Annotated in this window: 33 protein-coding genes; 26 read left to right on the top strand and 7 right to left on the bottom strand. The window is 49.4% G+C overall.

The window, feature by feature from the left end; translation table 11 throughout:
- The first annotated feature begins 1 nt into the window (after nt 1).
- The gene (gene rpsQ / locus EH228_RS06530; RefSeq protein WP_152320863.1) at nt 2-256 is read left to right on the top strand and encodes a 30S ribosomal protein S17; all 255 of its coding nucleotides are present in this window, start codon (nt 2-4) and stop codon (nt 254-256) included.
- Nucleotides 257-347: 91 nt separating this feature from the next.
- On the opposite strand, the gene bglX is transcribed toward rpsQ, so the two are convergent.
- Nucleotides 348-2,642, bottom strand: coding sequence for a beta-glucosidase BglX (gene bglX, locus EH228_RS06525; RefSeq protein WP_152320862.1), 2,295 nt, complete (start codon nt 2,640-2,642; stop codon nt 348-350).
- A 370-nt stretch (nt 2,643-3,012) separates the two neighbouring features.
- Here bglX and rplN point away from each other — a divergent pair, with 370 nt between their 5' ends.
- The 20 genes from rplN (at nt 3,013) to EH228_RS06425 (ending at nt 12,777) form a co-directional block, all read left to right on the top strand.
- Entirely contained in the window at nt 3,013-3,384 is a 372-nt protein-coding gene (gene rplN, locus EH228_RS06520; protein WP_152320861.1) for a 50S ribosomal protein L14, read from the top strand.
- A gap of 10 nt (nt 3,385-3,394) precedes the next feature.
- On the top strand, nt 3,395-3,709 hold the full coding sequence (rplX, locus tag EH228_RS06515; RefSeq protein ID WP_152320860.1) for a 50S ribosomal protein L24: 315 nt from the start codon (nt 3,395-3,397) through the stop codon (nt 3,707-3,709).
- Between the two features lie 14 nt (nt 3,710-3,723).
- A complete protein-coding gene (gene rplE, locus EH228_RS06510) occupies nt 3,724-4,263 on the top strand; it encodes a 50S ribosomal protein L5 (RefSeq protein ID WP_152320859.1) in 540 nt (179 codons plus the stop codon).
- A gap of 14 nt (nt 4,264-4,277) precedes the next feature.
- Nucleotides 4,278-4,583 carry a 30S ribosomal protein S14 gene (rpsN, locus tag EH228_RS06505; protein ID WP_152320858.1) on the top strand — a complete coding sequence of 102 codons (306 nt, stop codon included), beginning with the start codon at nt 4,278-4,280 and terminating at the stop codon, nt 4,581-4,583.
- A gap of 30 nt (nt 4,584-4,613) precedes the next feature.
- The gene (gene rpsH / locus EH228_RS06500) at nt 4,614-5,006 is read left to right on the top strand and encodes a 30S ribosomal protein S8 (RefSeq protein ID WP_152320857.1); all 393 of its coding nucleotides are present in this window, start codon (nt 4,614-4,616) and stop codon (nt 5,004-5,006) included.
- Nucleotides 5,007-5,017: 11 nt separating this feature from the next.
- On the top strand, nt 5,018-5,551 hold the full coding sequence (gene rplF, locus EH228_RS06495; RefSeq protein WP_152320856.1) for a 50S ribosomal protein L6: 534 nt from the start codon (nt 5,018-5,020) through the stop codon (nt 5,549-5,551).
- 9 nt (nt 5,552-5,560) lie between these two features.
- On the top strand, nt 5,561-5,914 hold the full coding sequence (rplR, locus tag EH228_RS06490) for a 50S ribosomal protein L18 (protein WP_004160572.1): 354 nt from the start codon (nt 5,561-5,563) through the stop codon (nt 5,912-5,914).
- Between the two features lie 14 nt (nt 5,915-5,928).
- A complete protein-coding gene (gene rpsE, locus EH228_RS06485) occupies nt 5,929-6,429 on the top strand; it encodes a 30S ribosomal protein S5 (RefSeq protein ID WP_004160571.1) in 501 nt (166 codons plus the stop codon).
- A gap of 5 nt (nt 6,430-6,434) precedes the next feature.
- Nucleotides 6,435-6,614: a 50S ribosomal protein L30 gene (gene rpmD, locus EH228_RS06480; RefSeq protein ID WP_015899095.1), complete on the top strand. Its 180-nt coding sequence runs from the start codon at nt 6,435-6,437 to the stop codon at nt 6,612-6,614.
- A gap of 3 nt (nt 6,615-6,617) precedes the next feature.
- A complete protein-coding gene (gene rplO, locus EH228_RS06475) occupies nt 6,618-7,052 on the top strand; it encodes a 50S ribosomal protein L15 (protein WP_152320855.1) in 435 nt (144 codons plus the stop codon).
- A 7-nt stretch (nt 7,053-7,059) separates the two neighbouring features.
- Nucleotides 7,060-8,391 carry a preprotein translocase subunit SecY gene (secY, locus tag EH228_RS06470; protein WP_152320854.1) on the top strand — a complete coding sequence of 444 codons (1,332 nt, stop codon included), beginning with the start codon at nt 7,060-7,062 and terminating at the stop codon, nt 8,389-8,391.
- A 31-nt stretch (nt 8,392-8,422) separates the two neighbouring features.
- Nucleotides 8,423-8,539, top strand: a complete 117-nt coding sequence (rpmJ, locus tag EH228_RS06465) for a 50S ribosomal protein L36 (protein WP_152320853.1) — start codon at nt 8,423-8,425, stop codon at nt 8,537-8,539.
- A gap of 136 nt (nt 8,540-8,675) precedes the next feature.
- Nucleotides 8,676-9,032 carry a 30S ribosomal protein S13 gene (gene rpsM, locus EH228_RS06460; protein WP_152320852.1) on the top strand — a complete coding sequence of 119 codons (357 nt, stop codon included), beginning with the start codon at nt 8,676-8,678 and terminating at the stop codon, nt 9,030-9,032.
- A 16-nt stretch (nt 9,033-9,048) separates the two neighbouring features.
- Nucleotides 9,049-9,438, top strand: coding sequence for a 30S ribosomal protein S11 (gene rpsK, locus EH228_RS06455; RefSeq protein WP_034899652.1), 390 nt, complete (start codon nt 9,049-9,051; stop codon nt 9,436-9,438).
- 32 nt (nt 9,439-9,470) lie between these two features.
- On the top strand, nt 9,471-10,091 hold the full coding sequence (gene rpsD, locus EH228_RS06450) for a 30S ribosomal protein S4 (RefSeq protein WP_152320851.1): 621 nt from the start codon (nt 9,471-9,473) through the stop codon (nt 10,089-10,091).
- Between the two features lie 25 nt (nt 10,092-10,116).
- Complete coding sequence (locus EH228_RS06445) at nt 10,117-11,106, top strand: DNA-directed RNA polymerase subunit alpha (protein WP_002919219.1); 990 nt, start codon at nt 10,117-10,119, stop codon at nt 11,104-11,106.
- 43 nt (nt 11,107-11,149) lie between these two features.
- Complete coding sequence (gene rplQ, locus EH228_RS06440) at nt 11,150-11,536, top strand: 50S ribosomal protein L17 (RefSeq protein ID WP_152320850.1); 387 nt, start codon at nt 11,150-11,152, stop codon at nt 11,534-11,536.
- A 113-nt stretch (nt 11,537-11,649) separates the two neighbouring features.
- Nucleotides 11,650-12,021: a DnaJ family domain-containing protein gene (locus EH228_RS06435; protein WP_152320849.1), complete on the top strand. Its 372-nt coding sequence runs from the start codon at nt 11,650-11,652 to the stop codon at nt 12,019-12,021.
- A complete protein-coding gene (zntR, locus tag EH228_RS06430) occupies nt 12,021-12,440 on the top strand; it encodes a Zn(2+)-responsive transcriptional regulator (RefSeq protein ID WP_152320848.1) in 420 nt (139 codons plus the stop codon). Before EH228_RS06435 ends, zntR begins: the two co-directional genes overlap by 1 nt.
- A 55-nt stretch (nt 12,441-12,495) precedes the next feature.
- Entirely contained in the window at nt 12,496-12,777 is a 282-nt protein-coding gene (locus EH228_RS06425) for an alternative ribosome-rescue factor A (RefSeq protein WP_152320847.1), read from the top strand.
- Here the strand turns inward: EH228_RS06425 and mscL are convergent.
- From mscL to def, 5 genes are all read right to left on the bottom strand, one after another.
- Entirely contained in the window at nt 12,751-13,161 is a 411-nt protein-coding gene (gene mscL / locus EH228_RS06420) for a large-conductance mechanosensitive channel protein MscL (protein ID WP_152320846.1), read from the bottom strand. The genes EH228_RS06425 and mscL overlap by 27 nt on opposite strands.
- A 127-nt stretch (nt 13,162-13,288) precedes the next feature.
- Complete coding sequence (gene trkA / locus EH228_RS06415) at nt 13,289-14,665, bottom strand: Trk system potassium transporter TrkA (RefSeq protein WP_152320845.1); 1,377 nt, start codon at nt 14,663-14,665, stop codon at nt 13,289-13,291.
- A 54-nt stretch (nt 14,666-14,719) separates the two neighbouring features.
- Nucleotides 14,720-16,009, bottom strand: coding sequence for a 16S rRNA (cytosine(967)-C(5))-methyltransferase RsmB (gene rsmB, locus EH228_RS06410; RefSeq protein WP_152320844.1), 1,290 nt, complete (start codon nt 16,007-16,009; stop codon nt 14,720-14,722).
- Nucleotides 16,010-16,059: 50 nt separating this feature from the next.
- Nucleotides 16,060-17,001 (bottom strand): methionyl-tRNA formyltransferase, encoded by a 942-nt coding sequence (fmt, locus tag EH228_RS06405; protein WP_152320843.1) that lies wholly within the window; start codon nt 16,999-17,001, stop codon nt 16,060-16,062.
- Nucleotides 17,002-17,025: 24 nt separating this feature from the next.
- Nucleotides 17,026-17,535: a peptide deformylase gene (def, locus tag EH228_RS06400; protein ID WP_152320842.1), complete on the bottom strand. Its 510-nt coding sequence runs from the start codon at nt 17,533-17,535 to the stop codon at nt 17,026-17,028.
- Nucleotides 17,536-17,653: 118 nt separating this feature from the next.
- Between def and dprA the strand changes: the two genes are divergently transcribed.
- Genes dprA through aroE form a run of 5 tightly spaced genes read left to right on the top strand, consistent with a single transcriptional unit; the run spans nt 17,654 to nt 21,203 of the window.
- A complete protein-coding gene (gene dprA / locus EH228_RS06395) occupies nt 17,654-18,778 on the top strand; it encodes a DNA-protecting protein DprA (protein ID WP_152320872.1) in 1,125 nt (374 codons plus the stop codon).
- Nucleotides 18,750-19,223 carry a DUF494 family protein Smg gene (gene smg / locus EH228_RS06390; RefSeq protein WP_152320841.1) on the top strand — a complete coding sequence of 158 codons (474 nt, stop codon included), beginning with the start codon at nt 18,750-18,752 and terminating at the stop codon, nt 19,221-19,223. Before dprA ends, smg begins: the two co-directional genes overlap by 29 nt.
- A gap of 27 nt (nt 19,224-19,250) precedes the next feature.
- Nucleotides 19,251-19,814: a DNA topoisomerase family protein gene (locus tag EH228_RS06385; protein ID WP_152320840.1), complete on the top strand. Its 564-nt coding sequence runs from the start codon at nt 19,251-19,253 to the stop codon at nt 19,812-19,814.
- Nucleotides 19,804-20,376, top strand: coding sequence for an L-threonylcarbamoyladenylate synthase type 1 TsaC (tsaC, locus tag EH228_RS06380; protein ID WP_152320839.1), 573 nt, complete (start codon nt 19,804-19,806; stop codon nt 20,374-20,376). Before EH228_RS06385 ends, tsaC begins: the two co-directional genes overlap by 11 nt.
- Before the next feature lie 5 nt (nt 20,377-20,381).
- Nucleotides 20,382-21,203 (top strand): shikimate dehydrogenase, encoded by an 822-nt coding sequence (gene aroE / locus EH228_RS06375; RefSeq protein ID WP_152320838.1) that lies wholly within the window; start codon nt 20,382-20,384, stop codon nt 21,201-21,203.
- 242 nt (nt 21,204-21,445) lie between these two features.
- Here the strand turns inward: aroE and EH228_RS06370 are convergent, their stop codons facing one another.
- A complete protein-coding gene (locus EH228_RS06370; RefSeq protein ID WP_152320837.1) occupies nt 21,446-21,988 on the bottom strand; it encodes a gamma carbonic anhydrase family protein in 543 nt (180 codons plus the stop codon).
- Between the last annotated feature and the right edge of the window lie 233 nt (nt 21,989-22,221).

Below are 22,221 nucleotides of genomic sequence, written 5' to 3'. Positions count from 1 at the left end.
AATGACCGATAAAATCCGTACTCTGCAAGGTCGTGTGACGAGTGACAAAATGGAGAAATCCATCGTTGTTGCTATCGAGCGTTTCGTGAAGCACCCAATCTACGGTAAATTCATTAAGCGTACGACTAAATTGCACGTACATGACGAGAACAATGAATGTGGAATTGGCGACGTGGTAGAAATCCGCGAATGCCGTCCGCTGTCCAAGACTAAGTCCTGGACTCTGGTTCGCGTTGTCGAGAAAGCTGTTCTGTAATAAGAACGTTTCTCTGTAAAAAAACCTCTGTTTTGGCAGAGGTTTTTTTTTGCTTTCAATTCTTCCAGGAAAAAGTCACCGGCCTGCTGATTCAGGGAACGAGCCTGAAGTTGGCCTGTGGACCGTGTTGACTGTCCCCTCCCACCCAGATCTGAAATTCTCCAGGTTCCGCGGTGAAGTGATCATCACCATTATAAAAGGCTAAATCTTTACTGGTCAGTGTAAAGCTGACGGTCTGTGTTTCGCCTGCTTTCAGGGGGACTCGCTTGAACGCTTTTAACTCTTTAACCGGACGGACTCTGGAGCTGACCGGGTCACGCAGATAAAGCTGCACGACTTCAGTACCATCGATATTACTACTGTTGGTCACTTTTACCTTCGCAGTCAATGTATCTTGTAAATGGATCTGATTACTGGAGAGTTGCAGCTCGCCATAAGCAAAATTGCTGTATGACAGGCCATAGCCAAACGGGAACAATGGGTCTCTGCCAGCATCCAGATAATAGGAGGTATTGCCCAGTGATGTTTGCGTAGCGCCTACGGGGATCGTGTCCAGTGTATCCAACTGCTCTTCAGCGGGCGCCGGTCGGCCAGTATTGTTGTGATTATAATAAAGAGGGATCTGTCCAACCTGGCGGACAAACGTCACCGGCAGTTTTCCACTGGGGTTGGCTTTACCCAGAATCAAATCACGCAGAGCCGGCCCCCCCATCGTTCCCGGGTGAAAGCTGTAAAGCACGGCGTCAGCATTGGGTAAATCTCTTTCAATCGTTAGTGGACGACCGGCCATCACCACCAGAACGACTGGTTTACCCGTTTTTTTCACGGCGGCCAGTAGCTCGCTTTGCGCACCCACTAAATTCAGGTTGGCCAGTGAATGCGCTTCCCCGGATAAAATCGCTTCTTCGCCAAGAAAGACCACGGCGGCGTCAGCCTGCTTTACTGCCTCGATGGTTTTAGCGAAAGCGTCGGTCGATTTGTCCCGTGAGTACTCCAGTCCGGGTTGATAGAGTACGGTCAATGTTTTTTCTTGCCGGAAAGCGGCCAGAGGAGTGATGACGGCAGTTTCATCGCCATCCCATGACCAGGTCCCGATCTGTTCGTGGGGCTTATCAGCCAGAGGGCCGATGATGGCCAGGGTATTTATTGACTTCAACGGCAGGGTTTGGCGATCATTCTTCAACATCACCACCGACTGTTCGGCTGTTTGTCTGGCGCTGGTCAGTGAGTCGGGTTTGAGAAAAGCCTCTCTGGCAGTTTGCTCATCAAAAAAGGGATGGTCGAAAAGACCCATTTTGTATTTAATGCGCAAAATATTTCGGACCCGATCATTAACAGTCTGCAGCGAAACCTTCCCTTCGCTGATCAGTGTTGGCAGATTTTCGAGGAAGGAACCGGTAAACATCTCCATATCGATACCGGCATTAATCGCCCGTTCTGCCGCCTGTTTCCTGTTCTGTACATAACCATGCACAATGAGTTCGCCGGTGGCGTTCCAGTCACTGACGACAAATCCCCGAAATCCCCACTGCTTGCGCAGAATTTCCTGTAAAGCGTATCGATTGGCTGTTGCGGGTATGCCGTCATTCTCATTGAAAGACGTCATAACAGAAACCACCCCATTTTCTACCGCGGCTTTAAAAGGGGGAAGGTAGACATTTCGCAATTGACCTGGAGGAATATTGGTTGAGTTATAATCTCGTCCTCCTTCAGTCGCGCCATAGCCGAAGAAATGTTTGGCGGTGGCACCTAATGAATCCACTGCGCTGAGATCGTTGGTTTGAAAACCATGAATCATGGCAATGCCCATTTGGGAGACCAGATAGGGGTCTTCACCAAAACTCTCAGCTATCCTGCCCCAGCGTGCGTCTCTGGCAATATCCAGCATTGGAGCAAAAGTGATGTGAACCCCGGCGGCTCGAGCTTCCTGAGCGGCAATACGCGCTCCTTGCTCGACCAGAAGTGGATTAAAGGTGGCCGCCAGCCCCAGCGGAATAGGAAATATGGTCTTGAATCCATGGATAACATCCCGTGCGAACAAGAGCGGGATTTTGGACGGACTGTGTTCAAGTGCAAGCCGCTGTAACGCGTTAATTTTTTTTAAATCGGTATCCTCGCCAACGCCTGTTGGGTTCAGTATGGCTCCTGCCTGTCCAGACTTGATGGCAGCCAGGGCCTGATCCTCGGTTAAAGCGTAATTGACCTGGTTCATCTGACCAATTTTCTCTGCCAGCGTCATCTTGTTCAACAGGGCATTAACTTTGGCTTCTATCACTTTATCGGATGGCTTTGCATGGGCAGACAAAGAACAGAGGATGGAACAGAGAAGAGAGGAGAGCAGAAAGTGAGGTAGCCTTCGCTGCCTGTTATGGCGGATGTTGCGCATATGAATTTCCTTTTTTGTTGGATAATCCTTTCGTTTCCTTCGGTGGACGCTAACACGATGGTTAATGAGCAATTGCGAGGACGATCATAGTTAGATAGATCCAGGTGATTTTGAGATTTTTGCGGCGCTTTGCCTGTTGACTCACAATAAGCTGAAGAAGTGTGCAGATTACGATTGCTACAGAGGGAACAATTCCTTAGAATGTTGCGTTCCTCATTTTAGAGGTCCAAATATCGGCTCGATATGAGCCGTTTATTTTTTCTACCCATATGTGAGATGCGGTGTTACAATGCTGCGCCCTCAATAATGGGGTTTCTATACGACCTGAATCAGGTCCCGAAGTAGTAGTTGACATTAGCGGAGCACTAAAATGATCCAAGAACAGACTATGCTGAACGTCGCCGACAACTCCGGCGCGCGTCGCGTAATGTGTATCAAGGTTCTGGGTGGCTCGCACCGTCGCTACGCAGGCGTAGGCGATATCATCAAAATTACTATCAAGGAAGCAATTCCTCGCGGTAAGGTTAAGAAGGGTGATGTGCTGAAGGCGGTAGTGGTGCGCACCAAGAAGGGTGTTCGTCGCCCGGACGGTTCTGTCATTCGCTTCGATAGCAATGCATGTGTTGTGTTAAATAATAACAGCGAGCAGCCTATCGGAACGCGTATTTTTGGGCCGGTAACTCGTGAACTTCGTAATGAGAAGTTCATGAAAATTATCTCTCTGGCACCAGAAGTACTCTAAGGAGCGAAAAATGGCAGCTAAAATCCGTCGCGATGACGAAGTTATCGTGCTGACCGGTAAAGATAAAGGTAAGCGCGGTAAAGTTAAAAATGTTCTGTCTTCTGGCAAGGTTATTGTTGAAGGTATCAACCTGGTTAAGAAACATCAGAAGCCGGTTCCGGCCCTGAACCAACCGGGTGGCATCGTTGAAAAAGAAGCCGCTATTCAGGTTTCTAACGTTGCGCTTTACAACTCAGCCACTGGCAAGGCCGACCGTGTAGGCTTTAGATTCGAGAACGGCAAAAAAGTCCGTTTCTTCAAATCTAACAGCGAAACTATCAAGTAATTTGGAGTAGTACGATGGCGAAACTGCATGATTACTACAAAGACGAAGTAGTTAAAAAACTCATGACTGAGTTTAACTACACTTCTGTCATGCAAGTCCCTCGGGTCGAGAAGATCACCCTGAACATGGGTGTTGGTGAAGCGATCGCTGACAAAAAACTGCTGGATAATGCAGCAGCTGACTTGGCAGCAATCTCCGGTCAAAAACCGTTTATCACCAAAGCACGCAAATCAGTTGCAGGCTTCAAAATCCGTCAGGGCTATCCGATCGGCTGTAAAGTAACTCTGCGTGGCGAGCGCATGTGGGAGTTCTTTGAGCGTCTGATTTCTATTGCTGTACCGCGTATTCGTGACTTCCGTGGTTTGTCCACTAAGTCTTTCGATGGTCGTGGTAACTACAGCATGGGCGTTCGTGAGCAGATCATCTTCCCAGAAATCGACTATGACAAAGTCGATCGCGTTCGTGGTTTGGATATTACCATTACCACTACTGCGAAATCTGACGATGAAGGCCGTGCTCTGCTGGCTGCCTTTGACTTCCCGTTCCGTAAGTAAGGTAGGGTTACTTCATGGCTAAGCAATCGATGAAGGCACGCGAAGTCGTTCGCGTAAAACTGGCTAATAAATACCGCGCTAAACGCGAGGAATTAAAAGCCATCATCTCTAGTGTGAACTCATCCGACGAAGAACGTTGGAATGCTGTTCTTAAGCTGCAAACTCTGCCGCGTGATTCCAGCCCGTCCCGTCAGCGTAATCGCTGCCGTCAAACTGGCCGTCCACATGGTTATGTGGGCAAATTCGGGTTGAGCCGTATCAAGTTACGTGAAGCCGCTATGCGCGGTGAAGTACCCGGCTTGAAAAAGGCTAGCTGGTAATTACCAATTGAATCACGGGAGTAAAGACAGATGAGCATGCAAGATCCGATCGCGGATATGCTGACCCGTATCCGTAACGGTCAAGCCGCGAACAAAGTTGCGGTCACCATGCCTTCCTCCAAGCTGAAAGTGGCAATTGCCAACGTGCTGAAGGAAGAAGGTTATATTGAAGAATTTAAAGTTGAAGGTGACATCAAGCCGGAACTGGAACTGACACTTAAGTATTTCCAGGGTAAGGCAGTGGTGGAGAGCATTCAGCGTGTAAGCCGTCCAGGTCTTCGTATCTACAAACGCAAAGACGAACTGCCAAAAGTAATGGCTGGATTGGGTATCGCTGTTGTTTCTACCTCTAAAGGTGTCATGACTGATCGTGCAGCGCGCCAGGCTGGTCTTGGTGGCGAAATTATCTGCTACGTAGCTTAACGGAGGAAAGAATGTCTCGTGTTGCTAAAGCACCTGTCGTCATTCCTGCCGGCGTAGAGGTAAAACTCAGCGGTCAGGTTATTTCGATTAAAGGTAAAAACGGCGAGCTGACTCGTACTGTCAACGATGCAGTAGAAGTTAAGCAGGCGGACAACACCCTGACTTTCGCTCCACGCGAAGGTTTTGTGGATGGTTGGGCGCAGGCGGGTACTTCTCGTGCATTGCTGAACAATATGGTTATCGGTGTTACCGAAGGCTTCACTAAGAAGCTGCAGCTGGTTGGTGTAGGTTATCGTGCAGCCGTTAAAGGCAACTCTGTGAGTCTGGCCCTGGGCTTTTCTCACCCAGTTGACCATCCGCTGCCCGCGGGAATCACGGCTGAATGTCCATCTCAGACTGAAATCGTGCTGAAAGGCGCAGATAAGCAGTTGATTGGTCAGGTGGCTGCTGATATTCGCGCCTACCGTCGTCCTGAGCCTTATAAAGGCAAGGGTGTTCGTTACGCCGACGAAGTCGTGCGTACCAAAGAGGCTAAGAAGAAGTAAGGTAACACTATGGATAAGAAATCTGCTCGTATCCGTCGTGCGACCCGCGCACGCCGCAAGCTCAAAGAGCTGGGTGCAACTCGCCTGGTGGTACATCGTACCCCGCGTCATATTTACGCACAGGTAATTGCTCCTAACGGTTCTGAAGTTCTGGTTGCTGCTTCTACAGTAGAAAAAGCAATCAGTGAGCAACTGAAGTACACCGGAAACAAAGACGCTGCTGCTGCTGTTGGTAAAGCAGTTGCTGAGCGCGCGATCGAGAAAGGCATCACTGGCGTTTCTTTTGACCGCTCTGGTTTCCAATATCATGGTCGTGTCCAGGCACTGGCAGATGCTGCCCGTGAAGCTGGCCTACAGTTCTAAGGTAGAGGTGTAAGATGGCACACATCGAAAAACAAGCTGGCGAACTGCAGGAAAAGCTGATCGCGGTAAATCGCGTATCGAAAACCGTTAAAGGTGGTCGTATTTTCTCCTTCACTGCTCTGACAGTGGTAGGTGATGGTAACGGTCGCATTGGTTTTGGTTACGGTAAAGCGCGTGAAGTTCCAGCAGCGATCCAGAAAGCGATGGAAAAAGCTCGTCGCAATATGATTAACGTCGCACTAAACAACGGTACTCTGCAGCATCCTGTTAAAGGTGTGCACACAGGTTCTCGCGTGTTTATGCAGCCGGCTTCTGAAGGTACCGGTATCATCGCCGGCGGTGCAATGCGCGCTGTACTGGAAGTTGCAGGGGTTCATAACGTTCTGGCTAAAGCCTACGGTTCCACCAACCCGATCAACGTGGTTCGTGCAACTCTGGATGGCCTGGCCAACATGAATTCCCCAGAAATGGTCGCTGCCAAGCGTGGGAAATCCGTTGAAGACATTCTGGGGTAATGACCATGGCTAAGACGATTAAAATTACTCAAACCCGTAGTTCGATCGGACGTTTGCCGAAACATAAGGCAACGCTGCTTGGCCTGGGTCTGCGTCGTATTAACCACACCGTAGAGCGTGAAGACACGCCAGCTATACGCGGTATGGTTAACGCGATTTCCTACATGGTTAAAGTGGAGGAGTAACAGATGCGTTTAAATACTCTGTCTCCGGCCGAAGGGTCTAAGCGCGCGCCTAAACGTTTAGGTCGTGGTATTGGTTCTGGTCTCGGTAAAACCGGTGGTCGTGGTCACAAAGGTCAGAACTCTCGTTCTGGCGGTGGCGTGCGTCGTGGGTTTGAAGGTGGTCAGATGCCTCTGTACCGTCGCTTGCCGAAGTTTGGTTTCACCTCTCGCAAAGCAGCAGTAACCGCAGAAGTGCGTCTGTCTGACCTGGCGAAAGTTGAAGGCGGTATCGTTGACCTGAACACGCTGAAAGCGGCCAACATTATTGGTATTCAGATTGAATTCGCTAAAGTTATTCTGTCTGGCGAAGTCTCTGCACCGGTAACGGTTCGCGGCCTGCGTGTCACTAAAGGCGCTCGTGCTGCAATCGAAGCTGCTGGCGGTAAAATTGAGGAATAAGTAGCAGATGGCTAAGCAACCGGGATTAGATTTTCAAAGTGCCAAGGGTGGATTTGGCGAACTGAAACGCAGACTTCTGTTTGTGATTGGTGCGCTGATTGTTTTCCGCATTGGTTCTTTTATTCCAATCCCTGGTATTGATGCCACTGTACTTGCTAAATTGCTTGAGCAACAGCGTGGCACCATCATTGAAATGTTCAATATGTTCTCTGGTGGTGCGTTGAGCCGTGCTTCTATCTTTGCTTTGGGTATTATGCCGTATATTTCGGCCTCTATTATTATCCAGTTGCTGACGGTGGTTCATCCAGCGTTAGCGGAAATCAAGAAAGAAGGGGAGGCTGGCCGTCGTAAGATTAGCCAGTACACCCGTTACGGTACTTTGGTATTGGGTATTTTTCAGTCTATTGGTATTGCTACCGGTTTACCGAATATGCCTGGAATGCAAGGCCTGGTATTAAACCCAGGTTTCGCTTTCTATTTTACCGCTGTTGTCAGCCTGGTGACCGGAACAATGTTTCTGATGTGGCTGGGTGAACAGATTACTGAGCGCGGTATCGGAAACGGTATTTCGATCATTATCTTCGCGGGTATTGTTGCGGGGCTACCGCCGGCCATTGGCCATACCATCGAGCAAGCACGGCAAGGTGACCTGCACTTCCTCCTGTTACTGTTGGTTGCAGTTCTCGTATTTGCAGTGACCTTCTTCGTTGTTTTCGTTGAGCGTGGTCAACGCCGCATTGTGGTGAACTATGCGAAACGTCAGCAAGGCCGTCGTGTCTATGCTGCACAGAGCACACATTTACCGCTGAAAGTAAATATGGCAGGGGTTATCCCGGCAATTTTCGCTTCCAGCATCATCTTGTTCCCAGCGACGATCGCGTCATGGTTTGGGGGCGGTACCGGTTGGAACTGGCTGACGACTATTTCAATGTATTTGCAGCCCGGACAACCGCTTTATGTGCTACTCTATGCGACTGCAATCATCTTCTTCTGTTTCTTCTATACGGCGTTGGTTTTCAACCCGCGTGAAACAGCAGATAACCTGAAGAAGTCTGGTGCATTTGTACCAGGTATTCGTCCGGGAGAACAGACGGCGAAGTATATCGATAAAGTAATGACTCGCCTGACTTTGGTTGGTGCGCTATACATTACTTTTATCTGCCTGATCCCGGAGTTCATGCGTGATGCGATGAAAGTTCCATTCTACTTCGGCGGTACTTCACTGCTGATCGTAGTGGTTGTCATCATGGACTTTATGGCTCAAGTGCAAACTCTGATGATGTCCAGTCAATATGAGTCTGCATTGAAGAAAGCAAACCTGAAAGGCTATAGCCGTTAATCAGGCGCTTGAGAAGTTACGGAGAGTAAAAATGAAAGTTCGTGCTTCCGTCAAGAAATTATGTCGTAACTGCAAAATCGTCCGTCGTGATGGTATCGTACGGGTGATTTGCAGTGCCGAGCCTAAGCATAAACAGCGTCAGGGCTAATATTTTTCTTGCAAAGTTGGGTTGGGCTGGCTAGATTAGCCAGCCAATCTTTTATATGTCTATGCGTTTCCATTTGAGTATCCTGAAAACGGGCTTTTCGGTATGGGGCGCATCAGTAATTAAATAGGAGTGCATAGTGGCCCGTATAGCAGGCATTAACATTCCTGATCATAAACATACTGTTATCGCATTGACTGCTATATACGGTATCGGCAAGACCCGTTCACAGGCTATCTGTGCAGAAACGGGTATCGCTGAGCATGTTAAGATCAGTGAGCTGTCTGAAGAACAAATCGACATTCTGCGTGACGCAGTTGCAAAGTTTGTTGTTGAAGGTGATCTGCGTCGTGAAGTCACCCTGAGCATCAAGCGTCTGATGGACCTTGGTTGCTATCGTGGTTTACGCCATCGTCGTGGTCTTCCAGTGCGCGGTCAGCGTACCAAGACCAACGCACGTACCCGCAAGGGTCCGCGTAAACCGATCAAGAAATAATCGGGGTGATTGAATAATGGCAAAGGCACCAGTTCGTGCACGTAAGCGTGTAAGAAAACAAGTCTCTGATGGCGTGGCTCATGTCCATGCGTCTTTCAACAACACCATCGTAACTATTACCGATCGTCAGGGTAATGCGTTGGGTTGGGCAACAGCCGGTGGTTCCGGTTTCCGTGGTTCTCGTAAGTCAACTCCGTTCGCAGCTCAGGTTGCTGCAGAGCGCTGTGCTGATGCCGTGAAAGAATACGGTATTAAGAACCTGGAAGTTATGGTCAAGGGTCCTGGTCCAGGCCGCGAATCTACGATTCGTGCTCTGAACGCTGCTGGTTTCCGCATCACGAACATTACTGATGTGACTCCGATCCCTCACAACGGTTGTCGTCCGCCGAAAAAACGTCGCGTATAACGCTCGTTTTTTAGGAATGTTGGAGAAAGAAAATGGCAAGATATTTGGGTCCTAAGCTCAAGCTGAGCCGTCGCGAAGGTACAGACCTCTTCCTGAAGTCTGGCGTTCGCGCGATTGATACCAAGTGTAAGATTGAACAAGCTCCTGGCCAGCATGGTGCGCGTAAACCGCGTCTGTCTGACTATGGTGTTCAGTTACGTGAAAAGCAAAAAGTTCGTCGTATGTACGGCGTGTTAGAGCGTCAGTTCCGTAACTATTATAAAGAAGCAGCACGTCTGAAAGGCAACACCGGTGAAAACCTGTTGGCTCTGCTGGAAGGTCGTCTGGACAACGTTGTCTATCGTATGGGCTTTGGCGCCACTCGTGCGGAAGCACGTCAGCTGGTTAGTCACAAATCCGTCATGGTAAATGGCCGCGTTGTTAACATCGCTTCTTATCAGGTAACTCCGAATGACGTTGTTAGCATCCGTGAGAAAGCCAAAAAGCAGTCTCGCGTGAAAGCCGCTCTGGAGCTGGCTGAACAGCGTGAAAAGCCAACCTGGCTGGAAGTTGATGCAACCAAGATGGAAGGTGTGTTCAAGCGTATTCCTGAACGTACTGATCTGTCTGCGGACATTAACGAACACCTGATCGTCGAGCTTTACTCTAAGTAAAGCTTAGTACCAAAGAGAGGACACAATGCAGGGTTCTGTGACAGAGTTTCTAAAACCGCGCCTGGTAGATATCGAGCAAGTGAGTTCGACGCACGCCAAGGTGACCCTTGAGCCTTTAGAGCGTGGCTTTGGCCATACTCTCGGTAACGCACTGCGCCGTATTCTGCTTTCATCAATGCCGGGTTGCGCGGTGACCGAGGTTGAAATTGATGGTGTACTGCATGAGTACAGCACCAAAGAGGGTGTACAGGAAGATATCCTGGAAATCCTGCTCAACCTGAAAGGGCTGGCGGTAAGAGTTCAAGGGAAAGATGAAGTCATTCTTACTTTGAATAAATCTGGCATTGGCCCTGTGACTGCAGCCGACATCACCCATGATGGTGATGTCGAAATCGTCAAGCCGCAGCATGTGATCTGCCATCTGACCGATGAAAACGCCGCTATTAGCATGCGTATCAAAGTTCAGCGTGGTCGTGGTTATGTGCCGGCTTCTGCCCGAATTCATTCGGAAGAAGATGAGCGCCCGATCGGTCGTCTGTTAGTCGATGCTTGCTACAGCCCTGTGGAGCGTATTGCCTACAATGTTGAAGCGGCGCGTGTAGAACAGCGTACTGACCTGGACAAGCTGGTCATCGAAATGGAAACCAACGGCACTATCGATCCTGAAGAAGCGATCCGCCGTGCGGCGACCATCCTGGCAGAACAACTGGAAGCTTTCGTTGACTTACGTGATGTCCGTCAGCCGGAAGTGAAAGAAGAGAAACCAGAATTCGATCCGATCCTGCTGCGCCCTGTTGACGATCTGGAATTGACTGTCCGCTCTGCTAACTGCCTTAAGGCAGAAGCTATCCACTACATCGGTGATCTGGTGCAGCGTACCGAGGTTGAGCTGCTTAAAACGCCTAACCTTGGTAAAAAATCTCTTACCGAGATTAAAGATGTGCTGGCATCTCGTGGTCTGTCTCTGGGCATGCGTCTGGAAAACTGGCCACCTGCTAGCATCGCTGATGAATAATAACCCGATCACAGGTTAAGGTTTCACTGAGAAGGATAAGGTCATGCGCCATCGTAAGAGTGGTCGTCAACTGAACCGCAACAGCAGCCATCGTCAGGCTATGTTCCGCAACATGGCTGGTTCTTTGGTTCGTCATGAGATAATCAAGACGACCCTGCCAAAAGCAAAAGAGCTGCGTCGTGTAGTTGAGCCGCTAATTACTCTTGCCAAGACCGACAGCGTAGCTAATCGTCGTCTGGCATTCGCCCGTACTCGTGATAACGAGATCGTGGCAAAACTGTTTAATGAGCTGGGCCCGCGTTTCGCGAGCCGTGCAGGTGGTTACACTCGTATTCTGAAGTGTGGTTTCCGCGCTGGTGACAACGCTCCGATGGCTTACATCGAGCTGGTTGATCGTCCAGAAGCTCAAGTAGAAGCTGCAGCAGAGTAATTTGTTGCACTTTAGAAAAAAAACCGGGCTTGCCCGGTTTTTTTATCTCTGAAATTCCTCTTTCCCCATCCTGGCGTTATTCTGTTATCTCGGTCCCTTTTCGTGAGGTTGCTATGTGGCTGATTGACCAACTGGTAGAGCAACACATTTCTGAAGCCCAGAAAAATGGTGAGTTTGATAACCTTGCGGGTAGCGGTAAAAAGCTGCAGCTTGATGATGACAGCCATGTTCCGCCAGAACTACGGGTAGCCTATCGGCTGATGAAGAATTCAGGTTTTCTTCCCCCGGAACTGGAAATGCGCCGTGAAGCTATAGAGCTGAAGTCGCTATTGGCTGGTATCGATCCTCAGGATAAACAGTATGCGCAGCAGTCGCAGCGGTTAACTCTACTGATTTTCAAACTGAATCAGGCTGGAATAAGTACGGATTTTTTAGTGGGTGAATATGCCGCCCAGTTTCGTCAGCGTTTCAGTGGAGAGAGGTGATGTATAAAATTGGCCAACTGGCGAAACTCGCCGATGTGACACCGGATACTATCCGCTATTACGAGAAGCAGCAGATGATGGATCACGAGGTCCGAACTGAAGGTGGTTTCCGTCTTTACAGTGAAAACGATCTGCAGCGACTCAAATTTATTCGTTACGGCCGGCAGTTAGGTTTCAGCCTTGACGCTATACGTGAATTGTTGTCGATTCGCATTGACCCGGAACACCACACTTGCCAGGAATCAAAAACTATTGTGCAGGCCCGCTTGCGGGAAGTAGAAGGGATGATCGCCGAATTGCGCCACATGCAGCGTTCGCTCAGGAAACTTAATGATGCCTGTTGTGGTACCGCACACAGCAGTGTTTATTGTTCTATTCTTGAGGCGCTGGAAAAGGGGGAGTTGCCAGTGGCAGATTGATCTTCTCAGGATTCAGTGCCATATTCAGCGCGACTATTAATAACAGGACCCAGGTATGACACGTTACCAACACAAAAAAGGTATTATCCGGGATAATGCGATCGAAGCGCTGTTGCGTGATCCTCTGTTCAAAGTCAGGATCGAAACGAGCCAGAAAGGTAAGGGCAGTTACCGACGAAAAGATAAGCATGTGAAGAAAAGTAACTGGGAGGCCAGTGGTAAAAATAGTTTTACCACTGGCCTTCTCTCTTTTTTGCCCATAAAAAAACCGCCCTGTTCAGGCGGTTTTCTTTGGCTATATACGCGGCGGTTAAGACTGGCCGTTTTGTTGTTTTAGCAGATCGCGAATTTCGGTCAATAATGTCTCTTCCGCAGTCGGTGTGGGTTCTGGTTTTTCCACTTCTTTTTTCTTGTAAAGCTTGTTCATTAGCTTGATCGCCATAAAAATCGCAAACGCGACAATGACAAAATCAAAGATGCTTTGAATAAACACGCCGTACTGCATTACCACGGCTGGCGTGGAACCTTCTGCTGGTTTTAATATCCAGGTAAAGGATTTAAAGTCGATACCCCCAATCAATAATCCCAGAGGTGGCATGATAATGTTCGCCACCAGGGAGGACACGATTTTACCGAATGCGGCTCCTATAATGACACCGACCGCCAGGTCGACAACGTTACCGCGCATCGCAAAATCGCGAAACTCTTTGAATAAACTCATTGTTATCTCCTTTCCTGTGCCAATTATTAAGTCTAACAAACACCCGGGCTTTTTCCACGGTGATTATGGATAAAAGCACTATTTCGGGAGTAAAACATCAGGAGAATACCAGCTTTCCATTATTTGTCTAAAGGAAGAAAGGACTTGGCTGGAATAGCCGCTCAACATCGGGAACAAACTTTTTATCCGTCAGGAACATGATAACGTGATCGCCCTGTTCAATGCGCATATTATCATTGGCTATCATGATGTCATCCCCACGGACGACAGCACCAATAATGGTGCCTGGCGGCAGTTTGATATCATCGATTTGTCTTCCCACCACTCGGGATGTGGTTTCATCACCATGAGCAATGGCCTCTATAGCCTCGGCTACACCGCGGCGCAAAGAAGAGACGCTAACAATATCCGCTTTGCGGACATGACTTAATAATGCGGAAATAGTCGCCTGCTGCGGAGAAATAGCGATATCAATTACGCTACCTTGCACCAGGTCAACATAGGCCTTACGTTGGATCAGCACCATGACCTTTTTGGCCCCCATCTTTTTGGCCAACATTGCTGACATGATGTTGGCTTCATCATCATTGGTGATGGCAATAAACAGATCGATTTGATCGATATGCTCTTCAGCCAGCAATTCCTGATCAGAGGCGTCACCGTAGAATACGATAGTATTTTGCAATACTTCCGCCAGTTCAGCAGCGCGTTGCGGATCGTGCTCGATTAATTTCACGCTGTAGTTTTTTTCCAACCGTAGCGCGAGACCTGAACCAATGTTGCCCCCGCCGACGATCATGATACGTTTATAGGGTTTCTCAAGGCGTTGGTATTCACTCATCACGGCCCTGATATGTTGACTGGCGGCGATAAAGAAGACTTCATCGCCAGCTTCAACAATGGTGGAACCCTGGGGGCGAATCGGTCGATCCTGACGGAAAATAGCCGCGACACGCGTGTCAATGTGTGGCATATGATCGCGCATGATCGACAGGGCATTACCGACTAACGGACCGCCATAATAGGCTTTGACTACCGCAAGGCTCACTTTGCCTTCTGCAAAGTTAACGACTTGCAACGCGCCGGGGTATTCGATCAGCCGGTAAATATTATCGATGACCAACTGTTCAGGAGAGATAAGATGATCAATCGGCACGGCTTCAGGGACAAACAGTTTTTCCGCATCGCGGATATAATCCGGCGCACGAATACGGGCGATACGGTTGGGGGTATTAAATAAGGAATAGGCGACCTGGCAGGCCACCATATTCGTTTCATCTGAATTGGTGACAGCAACCAGCATATCCGCATCTTCCGCACCGGCTTCTCTGAGTACGCGGGGGTGGGAAGCATGTCCCTGTACGACGCGTAAATCGAACTTATCCTGTAACTGACGCAGGCGAATAGTATTCGTGTCGACCACGGTAATGTCGTTGTTTTCACCAACCAGGTTTTCGGCGAGCGTTCCGCCTACCTGACCTGCACCAAGAATGATTATTTTCATTATGCTTCAGTCTGTTTAAGGGGTCTGAAGAAGCCAGTGAACCGGCCTGAGTCATTATTTTTTTACCAGTTTCGCGTAATAGAAACCATCGCCACCAGTTGGGTCGGGAAATACCTGTAGACCCGGCTCCCCGTTATTTCCGATGTCTTGCAGAAGAACATCATCATGGCGCTGCAGAAAAGCCGCTATCTGTAGATGGTTCTCTTCTGGCAAAACTGAACAGGTTGCATATAGTAGCGTGCCTCCTGGCTTCAGATGTGGCCAGATAGCCTCAAGGATCCGCTGCTGTAAGGCGACCAGTTCCGGAATATCACGGTCACGACGCAGCCATTTTATATCTGGATGGCGACGAATAACGCCGGTCGCCGAGCAGGGCGCATCCAGCAAAATGCGGTCAAATTGTGTAGTCCCACACCATTTCTCAGGCGTACAACCATCGCCGAGTTTAACCTCTGCGATCATATTCAGGCGCTGAAGATTCTCGCTAATTCGCGCCAGGCGTTCAGCATCAATATCGACAGCCAACACACGAGCTTGTGGCGCGGCTTCAAGGATGTGTGTGGTTTTTCCACCGGGGGCGGCACATAAATCGAGGATCGACTCGTCGTTTTGTGGCGAAAGCAGAGCTACGCACCCCTGAGCCGAGACATCCTGTACTGTCACCCAACCTTGCTCGAAACCGGGAAGCTGAGAAACCGCACACGGGGTCTCCAGCCGTAGGGCATCCGAATGAACCGGATGGGGTTCAGCATTTTTCCCTTGTTTTTTGAGCAGATCCAACCATGTATCCCGAGTGTGATACTGGCGATTAACACGTAGCCACATCGGCGGGCGATGATTATTAGCCTCAACAATGCCAGGCCATTGTTCTGGCCAGGCCCGCTTCAGGCGCTCCAAAAGCCATTTTGGATGTAGATACTTTTGGTCGCCTTCATTCATTGCCTGCGTTAGCGCAGCCTGATTTCGTTGGAACTGACGCAATACGCCATTGATCAGGCCCTTAAGCTGTGGACGTTTAAGGCCAACAGCTCCCTCTACCGTTTCAGCCAGTGCGGCATGGGCCGGAATCCGGGTGAACATCAGTTGATACAGGCCTACCATTATCAGGAAGTGGATGGTGCGTTGCTTGCCAGTCATTGGCCGCGCCATCAGTTGACTGATAATCCATTCCAGCGGTGGCAGGGTACGAAGAACACCATAGCAAAGCTCCTGCAGCAAGGCAGAGTCTTTATCAGACAACATTTTTTGTGCGACAGGCAGCACGTTACTCAGCGACTGTCCCTGTTCGACCACTTTTTCAATAGTCTGGGCAGCTACGCTGCGCAAGTTTGTATTTTTTTTCATTCGCTATCGCAAGTTAAAATTCGCCCGATATACGACGATCGGGCAAAATATCAGGCTAAAACATTGCCGGGGATGAACCAGTCACGGCGGGAATTGAGCAGATCCTGGGCTTTCATGGTTTTTTTGCCTGCAGGTTGCAAGTCTTCAAGCACCAGCACGCCTTCCGCCGTCGCTACCTGAATACCGAGTTTGTCTGCCTGTATAATTTCACCTGGTTTGCTGTCAACATGAGGCTGGACCGATGCTTTCCAGACTTTCACCGGTTGATCGGCAATAGTGAAATAGCTGACAGGCCAGGGATTAAACGCACGAATACAACGTTCTAATTGTACGGCGGAAAGTGACCAGTCGAGCTTTGCTTCTTCTTTGCTGAGTTTTTCCGCATAGCTGACCAGGGCTTCATCCTGAACTTCTGGCCGGGCGGTGCCAGAAGAAAGCAACTCCAGGGTCGCCAGCATTCCGGCAGGGCCGAGCTCAGCAAGTTTGTTGTACAAGGTGGCGCTGGTATCCTGCGGCTCAATCGGGCATGCCAGTTTATACAGCATATCCCCCGTATCCAGGCCCACATCCATCTGCATGATAGTTACGCCGGTTTCTCTGTCGCCGGCCCAGAGTGCACGTTGAATTGGTGCCGCGCCGCGCCATTTGGGCAGCAGGGAGCCATGCACATTAATACAGCCCAGACGCGGCATAGCCAGCACAGGGGCTGGGAGGATCAATCCGTAGGCCACTACCACCATCACATCGGCGTTCAGGTTGGCAACCCATTGCTGGTTTTCTTCCGGACGCAATGATTTGGGCTGGAAAACAGGGATGTTGTGCTGCACCGCTAACTGTTTAACCGGGCCTGGAGTCAGCTTATTTCCGCGGCCGGCAGGACGATCTGGTTGGGTGAAGACCCCGACCACGTTATGGCTGGATGACAGCAATGCATCAAGATGACGCGCTGCAAAGTCAGGGGTGCCGGCAAAGATAATGTTTAGGTCGGACACACTGTTCCCTTATTGAGTGGCTCATCAGGCCCGAGCATTTTGGCGATAAAGTTTTTCCAGCTTCTGACGAATGCGCTGGCGTTTCATTGGCGAGAGATAATCGATAAAGAGTTTACCGACCAGGTGATCCATCTCATGCTGAATACAGATGGCAAGCAGACCATCCGCTTCCAGTTCGTAGCGGTTACCTTCACGATCCAACGCCCGGATTTTAACTTTCTCAGCGCGAGGCACCAGCGCACGTTGTTCGGGAATAGAGAGACAGCCTTCTTCGATACCAGCTTCACCGCTTTTTTCGAGCATTTCTGGATTGATCAACACCAGGCGCTCGTCACGATTTTTCGAAACGTCAATCACGATAATCTGCTGATGGATATCGACTTGCGTCGCCGCCAGCCCAATACCTTCTTCGGCGTACATGGTTTCGAACATATCATCAACGATACGCTGAATGTCTGCATTCACTTCTTTTACGGGTTTCGCAACGATGCGCAAGCGATCGTCAGGAAAATGTAATACCTGCAAAACTGACATAACTTTCCAGATCTGTGTTCAAGAGGGTTGAGATTTATCTCCCTTATTGTAGACATTTCGGGCCGTGATTGACAGCATTGCCGCTACGTTAGCGAGAGGCTATAACATGGATTATGTGATGACGCCAGCGGAGATTTGGTTGCGCTTGTCAGGGGTAAAAGGATTAAAAAGTCAGCAACAATTGCAGATTGTTGATTCTTTACAACAGTTGGGTGGAACCGGTGCAGAGGAACTGAAATATGCCGGTCTGGGTCCGGAGCAGGTGAAAGACTTCCTGCAGAATGATGAAGCGGTGATTACGGCGACGCTCGATTGGCTCGAACATTTACAACATCATCTGCTCACTTTTGACAGCCCGTTTTATCCAGAGCGGTTAAGGAGTATTACGCATTATCCTGGGCTGCTTTTTGTGCAGGGAGACCCCAGTCTGTTACTCACGCCACAAATTGCTATCGTTGGCAGCCGAAATTGCTCGCACTATGGGCAGAATTGGGGAACCTTCTTCGCGCAAGCTCTGGCACTCAATGGCATAACAATCACAAGTGGCCTGGCAACCGGCATTGATGGTATTGCTCATCGTGGCGCCTTGGCGGTAGGAGGAAAAACGTTGGCGGTGTTGGGGAGCGGATTAAACCATATTTATCCCCGTCGACACGCTTCACTGGCAGGGGAAATTGTTGCCAGTGGCGGTGCGATTATTTCTGAGTTTCCTTTGCAGGCCAGGCCATTGGCGAGGCATTTTCCTCAACGTAACCGGATTATCAGTGGCCTTAGTTTGGGGGTTCTGGTGGTGGAAGCGGGATTGAAGAGTGGTTCGCTGGTTACGGCCAGACTGGCGCTGGAGCAGAATCGCGATGTTTACGCTGTGCCAGGCGCGATAGGCAACCCAGGGAGTGAAGGAACACATTGGTTGATTCAGCAAGGGGCGTTATTAACTGCGCACCCTAATTCTATCCTTGAGCAGTTGCAAAGTGATTTGAAATGGCTCCCTGCTTTGCAAAAAAGCACAATATATTCTGCTCAGCAGAGCAATACTCCATTGCCATTTGCTGATGTGTTGGCTAACGTAGGAGATGAGGTTACACCTGTTGACGTCGTCGCTGAACGTGCCGGCCAACCTGTGCCAACCATTGTAGCTAAGTTGCTTGAGTTGGAGTTAGCAGGGTGGATCGCAGCTGTACCCGGCGGCTATGTCCGATTGAGGAGGGCAAGCCATGTTCGACGTACTAATGTACTTATTTGAAACGTATATCCACAACGAAGCAGAAATGCGAGTTGACCAGGATAAATTGACTGATGATTTAACCGATGCCGGTTTTCATCGTGAAGATATCTATAATGCGTTGAACTGGTTGGAAAAGCTGGCAGATTATCAGGACGGTCTTGTTGCTCCGATATTGCTGACCACCGATCCGCTGTCTATGCGTATCTACACCGAGGAAGAAAGCCAGCGTTTAGATGCCAATTGTCGGGGCTTTATTCTGTTCCTGGAGCAAATTCAGGTGCTGAATCTGGAAACCCGTGAAATGGTTATCGAACGCATCATGGCGCTGGATACCCTCGAGTTTGATCTTGAAGATCTCAAATGGGTCGTGTTGATGGTGTTGTTCAATATCCCCGGATGTGAAAACGCCTATCAGCAAATGGAAGAGCTTCTTTTCGACGTCAATGAAGGAATAGTACACTGAAGAGCCCCTTCGTGTTAGTGAACGTATATGAATAAAACAGCGCTTTTCGCTGTGCGAAAAAATGAGCCGCCCTGCCCCCAGTGTGGGGCAGAATTGATTATTCGCTCCGGGAAACACGGTGCTTTTCTTGGATGCTCGAAATATCCTGGATGTGATTATATTCGTCCGCTAAAGCATCAGGTTGACGGTCATATCGTTAAGGTCCTTGAAGGACAATACTGTCCTGAATGTCAGGCCGAATTGGTGTTGCGGCAAGGACGTTACGGGATGTTTATCGCCTGCAGCAATTATCCTGAATGTGAACACACTGAATTGATCGACAAACCGGACGAAACCACGTTTGTTTGTCCACAGTGCCAGCAGGGTAAGCTTGTCCAGCGCCGTTCACGTTATGGCAAAACTTTTCACGCTTGCGATCGCTATCCGGATTGCCAGTTTGCGGTTAATTTTACCCCGGTTGAGGGTGAATGTGAGTTTTGCCATTTTCCTTTATTAATTGAGAAAAAAGCGGTGCGCGGAGCCCGGCGTTGTTGCGCCAATAAAGCCTGCGGGAAGCCAGTAATAGCAGCAGGAAACGGCAGTGAAGAATGAGTGTTTACCGGGATCCCTGGATTTTTGTATCGCGCAAATCAAACAGGGTGCGGTTATCGCCTATCCAACTGAGGCTGTTTTTGGCTTGGGGTGCGATCCCGATAATGAATCTGCCGTTATGGCTTTGTTGGCATTAAAGCAGCGTCCGATTGAAAAAGGGCTGATCCTGATTGCTGCCGATTATCTGCAACTGCAACCCTATCTGGACGATTCGCAGCTTTCTGAACAACAGAAAGATCGCATGTTCGCCTGCTGGCCTGGACCGGTGACTTGGGTTGTGCCTGCGCGTTCAACAACGCCTCACTGGTTAACGGGACGTTTTGACTCTCTGGCTGTACGGGTCAGTGATCATCCCTTCGTACGGCAACTCTGCCGGGCAGTTAACAAGCCTTTGGTTTCAACCAGCGCTAATCTTAGCAACTTACCTCCCTGCCGAACGGTGGCGGAAGTTTACCAGCAATTTGGGGATGATTTTCCTGTTTTTCTGGCAGAAACCGGGGGACGTAACAATCCGTCAGAAATTCGCCATGCTTTAACCGGTGAGCTCATCCGTCAAGGATAACTACAATGAATCAACAATTTGCGGTGTTCGGCAATCCGATAAATCACAGTAAGTCGCCGCGTATTCACCAACTGTTTGCCGAGCAGATGGGAATACCCCATCCCTATGGGCGGATCTGCGCACCGATCGAGGCTTTTGCTCAATCTGTTGCGGAGTTTATTGCGCAGGGGGGCAAGGGGGCTAACGTGACTTTGCCTTTCAAAGAGCAGGCTTATGAATTGGTGGATGAACTGACGCCACGAGCCTCGCTGGCTGGTGCAGTGAATACCATAAAGCGATTGGAAGATGGTCGTCTGCTGGGCGATAACACCGATGGCATTGGCTTGCTGACGGACCTTGAAAGACTGACGTTGATTAAGCCCAATGATCGTATTTTGCTGGTGGGGGCTGGCGGTGCAGCGCGTGGCGTTATCCTGCCATTACTTTCATTTGGTTGCTCCCTGACCATCACCAACCGAACTTTCAATAAGGCACAACTGTTGGCAGATGTTTTTCAGCACTCAGGAGAAATCCAGGCTCGAGCAATGGATCAGTTGGAAGGTGAGCAGTTTGATTTAATTATCAATGCAACATCCAGTGGTGTCAGCGGTGATATTCCTGTGCTGACTGCAACACTTATCAATCCAAATTCTCGCTGTTACGACATGTTCTATCAGACGGGGCTAACGCCATTTCTTAGTTGGTGCCGTCAGATGGGCGCAACTGAATTGGCGGATGGTCTGGGGATGCTGGTGGGACAGGCTGCTCATTCTTTCTTCTTATGGCACCGCAAACTTCCTGATATCACTCCGGTTATCGCGATACTGAAAGAAGAACTCAGTACGTGAATCAGGCGATTCGTTCTCCTGCTGAGAATGGTGGGAATCGACGAGTAAGGTGATCGTTTGTTCCGCACGGATTAACTGTTTTAAAGATTGCCTCTGCCGCCAGTGGTGAATCACTGAACGGATTCGCCGCTTGGGCGGTGACGAGGCCAGATTGGATCTTTTCCGTCTCTATATTGTTGAGAGCTTGAGGATGAGGTTGCCATCACTCATCACTATAGAGGAGAGGGGGATCAGGGATAGGATTATTTTTCCTGGGCGAGATAGTCATTTTTCCAGCGGACATAATTGTCAGACGAATAGAGCAACGCGCTGATTTCTGCCTCTGTGAGCGGGCGTACTTGTTTGACTGGGCTGCCTAAGTAGAGAAATCCACGGGTCAGACGTTTACCTGGCGGAACCAGACTACCAGCACCAATCATCACATCATCTTCTACTATAACGCCATCCAGCAGGATCGAGCCCATTCCTACCAGTACACGATTGCCGATCTTACATCCATGTAGCATGGCTTTATGGCCTACGGTCACATCTTCACCGATAATCAATGGATAGCCTTCAGGATTTGTCGCTGATTTATGGGTCACGTGCAGTACGGATCCATCCTGAATATTACTACGTTTACCAATGACCACCCGATTGACATCACCACGAATGGCGACGAGCGGCCAAATGCTAACATCATCATCTAACAGAACATCACCCACCACTACGCTGGATGTATCTACCATGACTCTCTGACCTTGCTGCGGATAGGTATCTTTATATGGACGTACATTCCCAGGCATAACCACCTCATTGTGAAACAGGATCTTTGAATCGTAGTGCGAGAGACGATTAACGATCAATATCTGCCAGCAAAATAGCGTTAATTTTGTGCAGATGGTCTGATAACTTAGCGAAAAGAGTGAAAATTCATCAACCGGATAGAAAGATCGAAAAAAGTCTTGTACTCACAAAAAGGATCCCTATAATGCGCCTCCACTGACACGGAATAACGGTTTAGCGACCGCCGGGTTGA

Source organism: Erwinia endophytica (assembly GCF_009295515.1).
Classification (GTDB): Bacteria; Pseudomonadota; Gammaproteobacteria; order Enterobacterales; family Enterobacteriaceae; genus Erwinia; species Erwinia endophytica.
The sequence above is the reverse complement of the archived record's forward strand: the minus strand, read 5'-3'. Positions and strand labels throughout refer to the sequence as shown.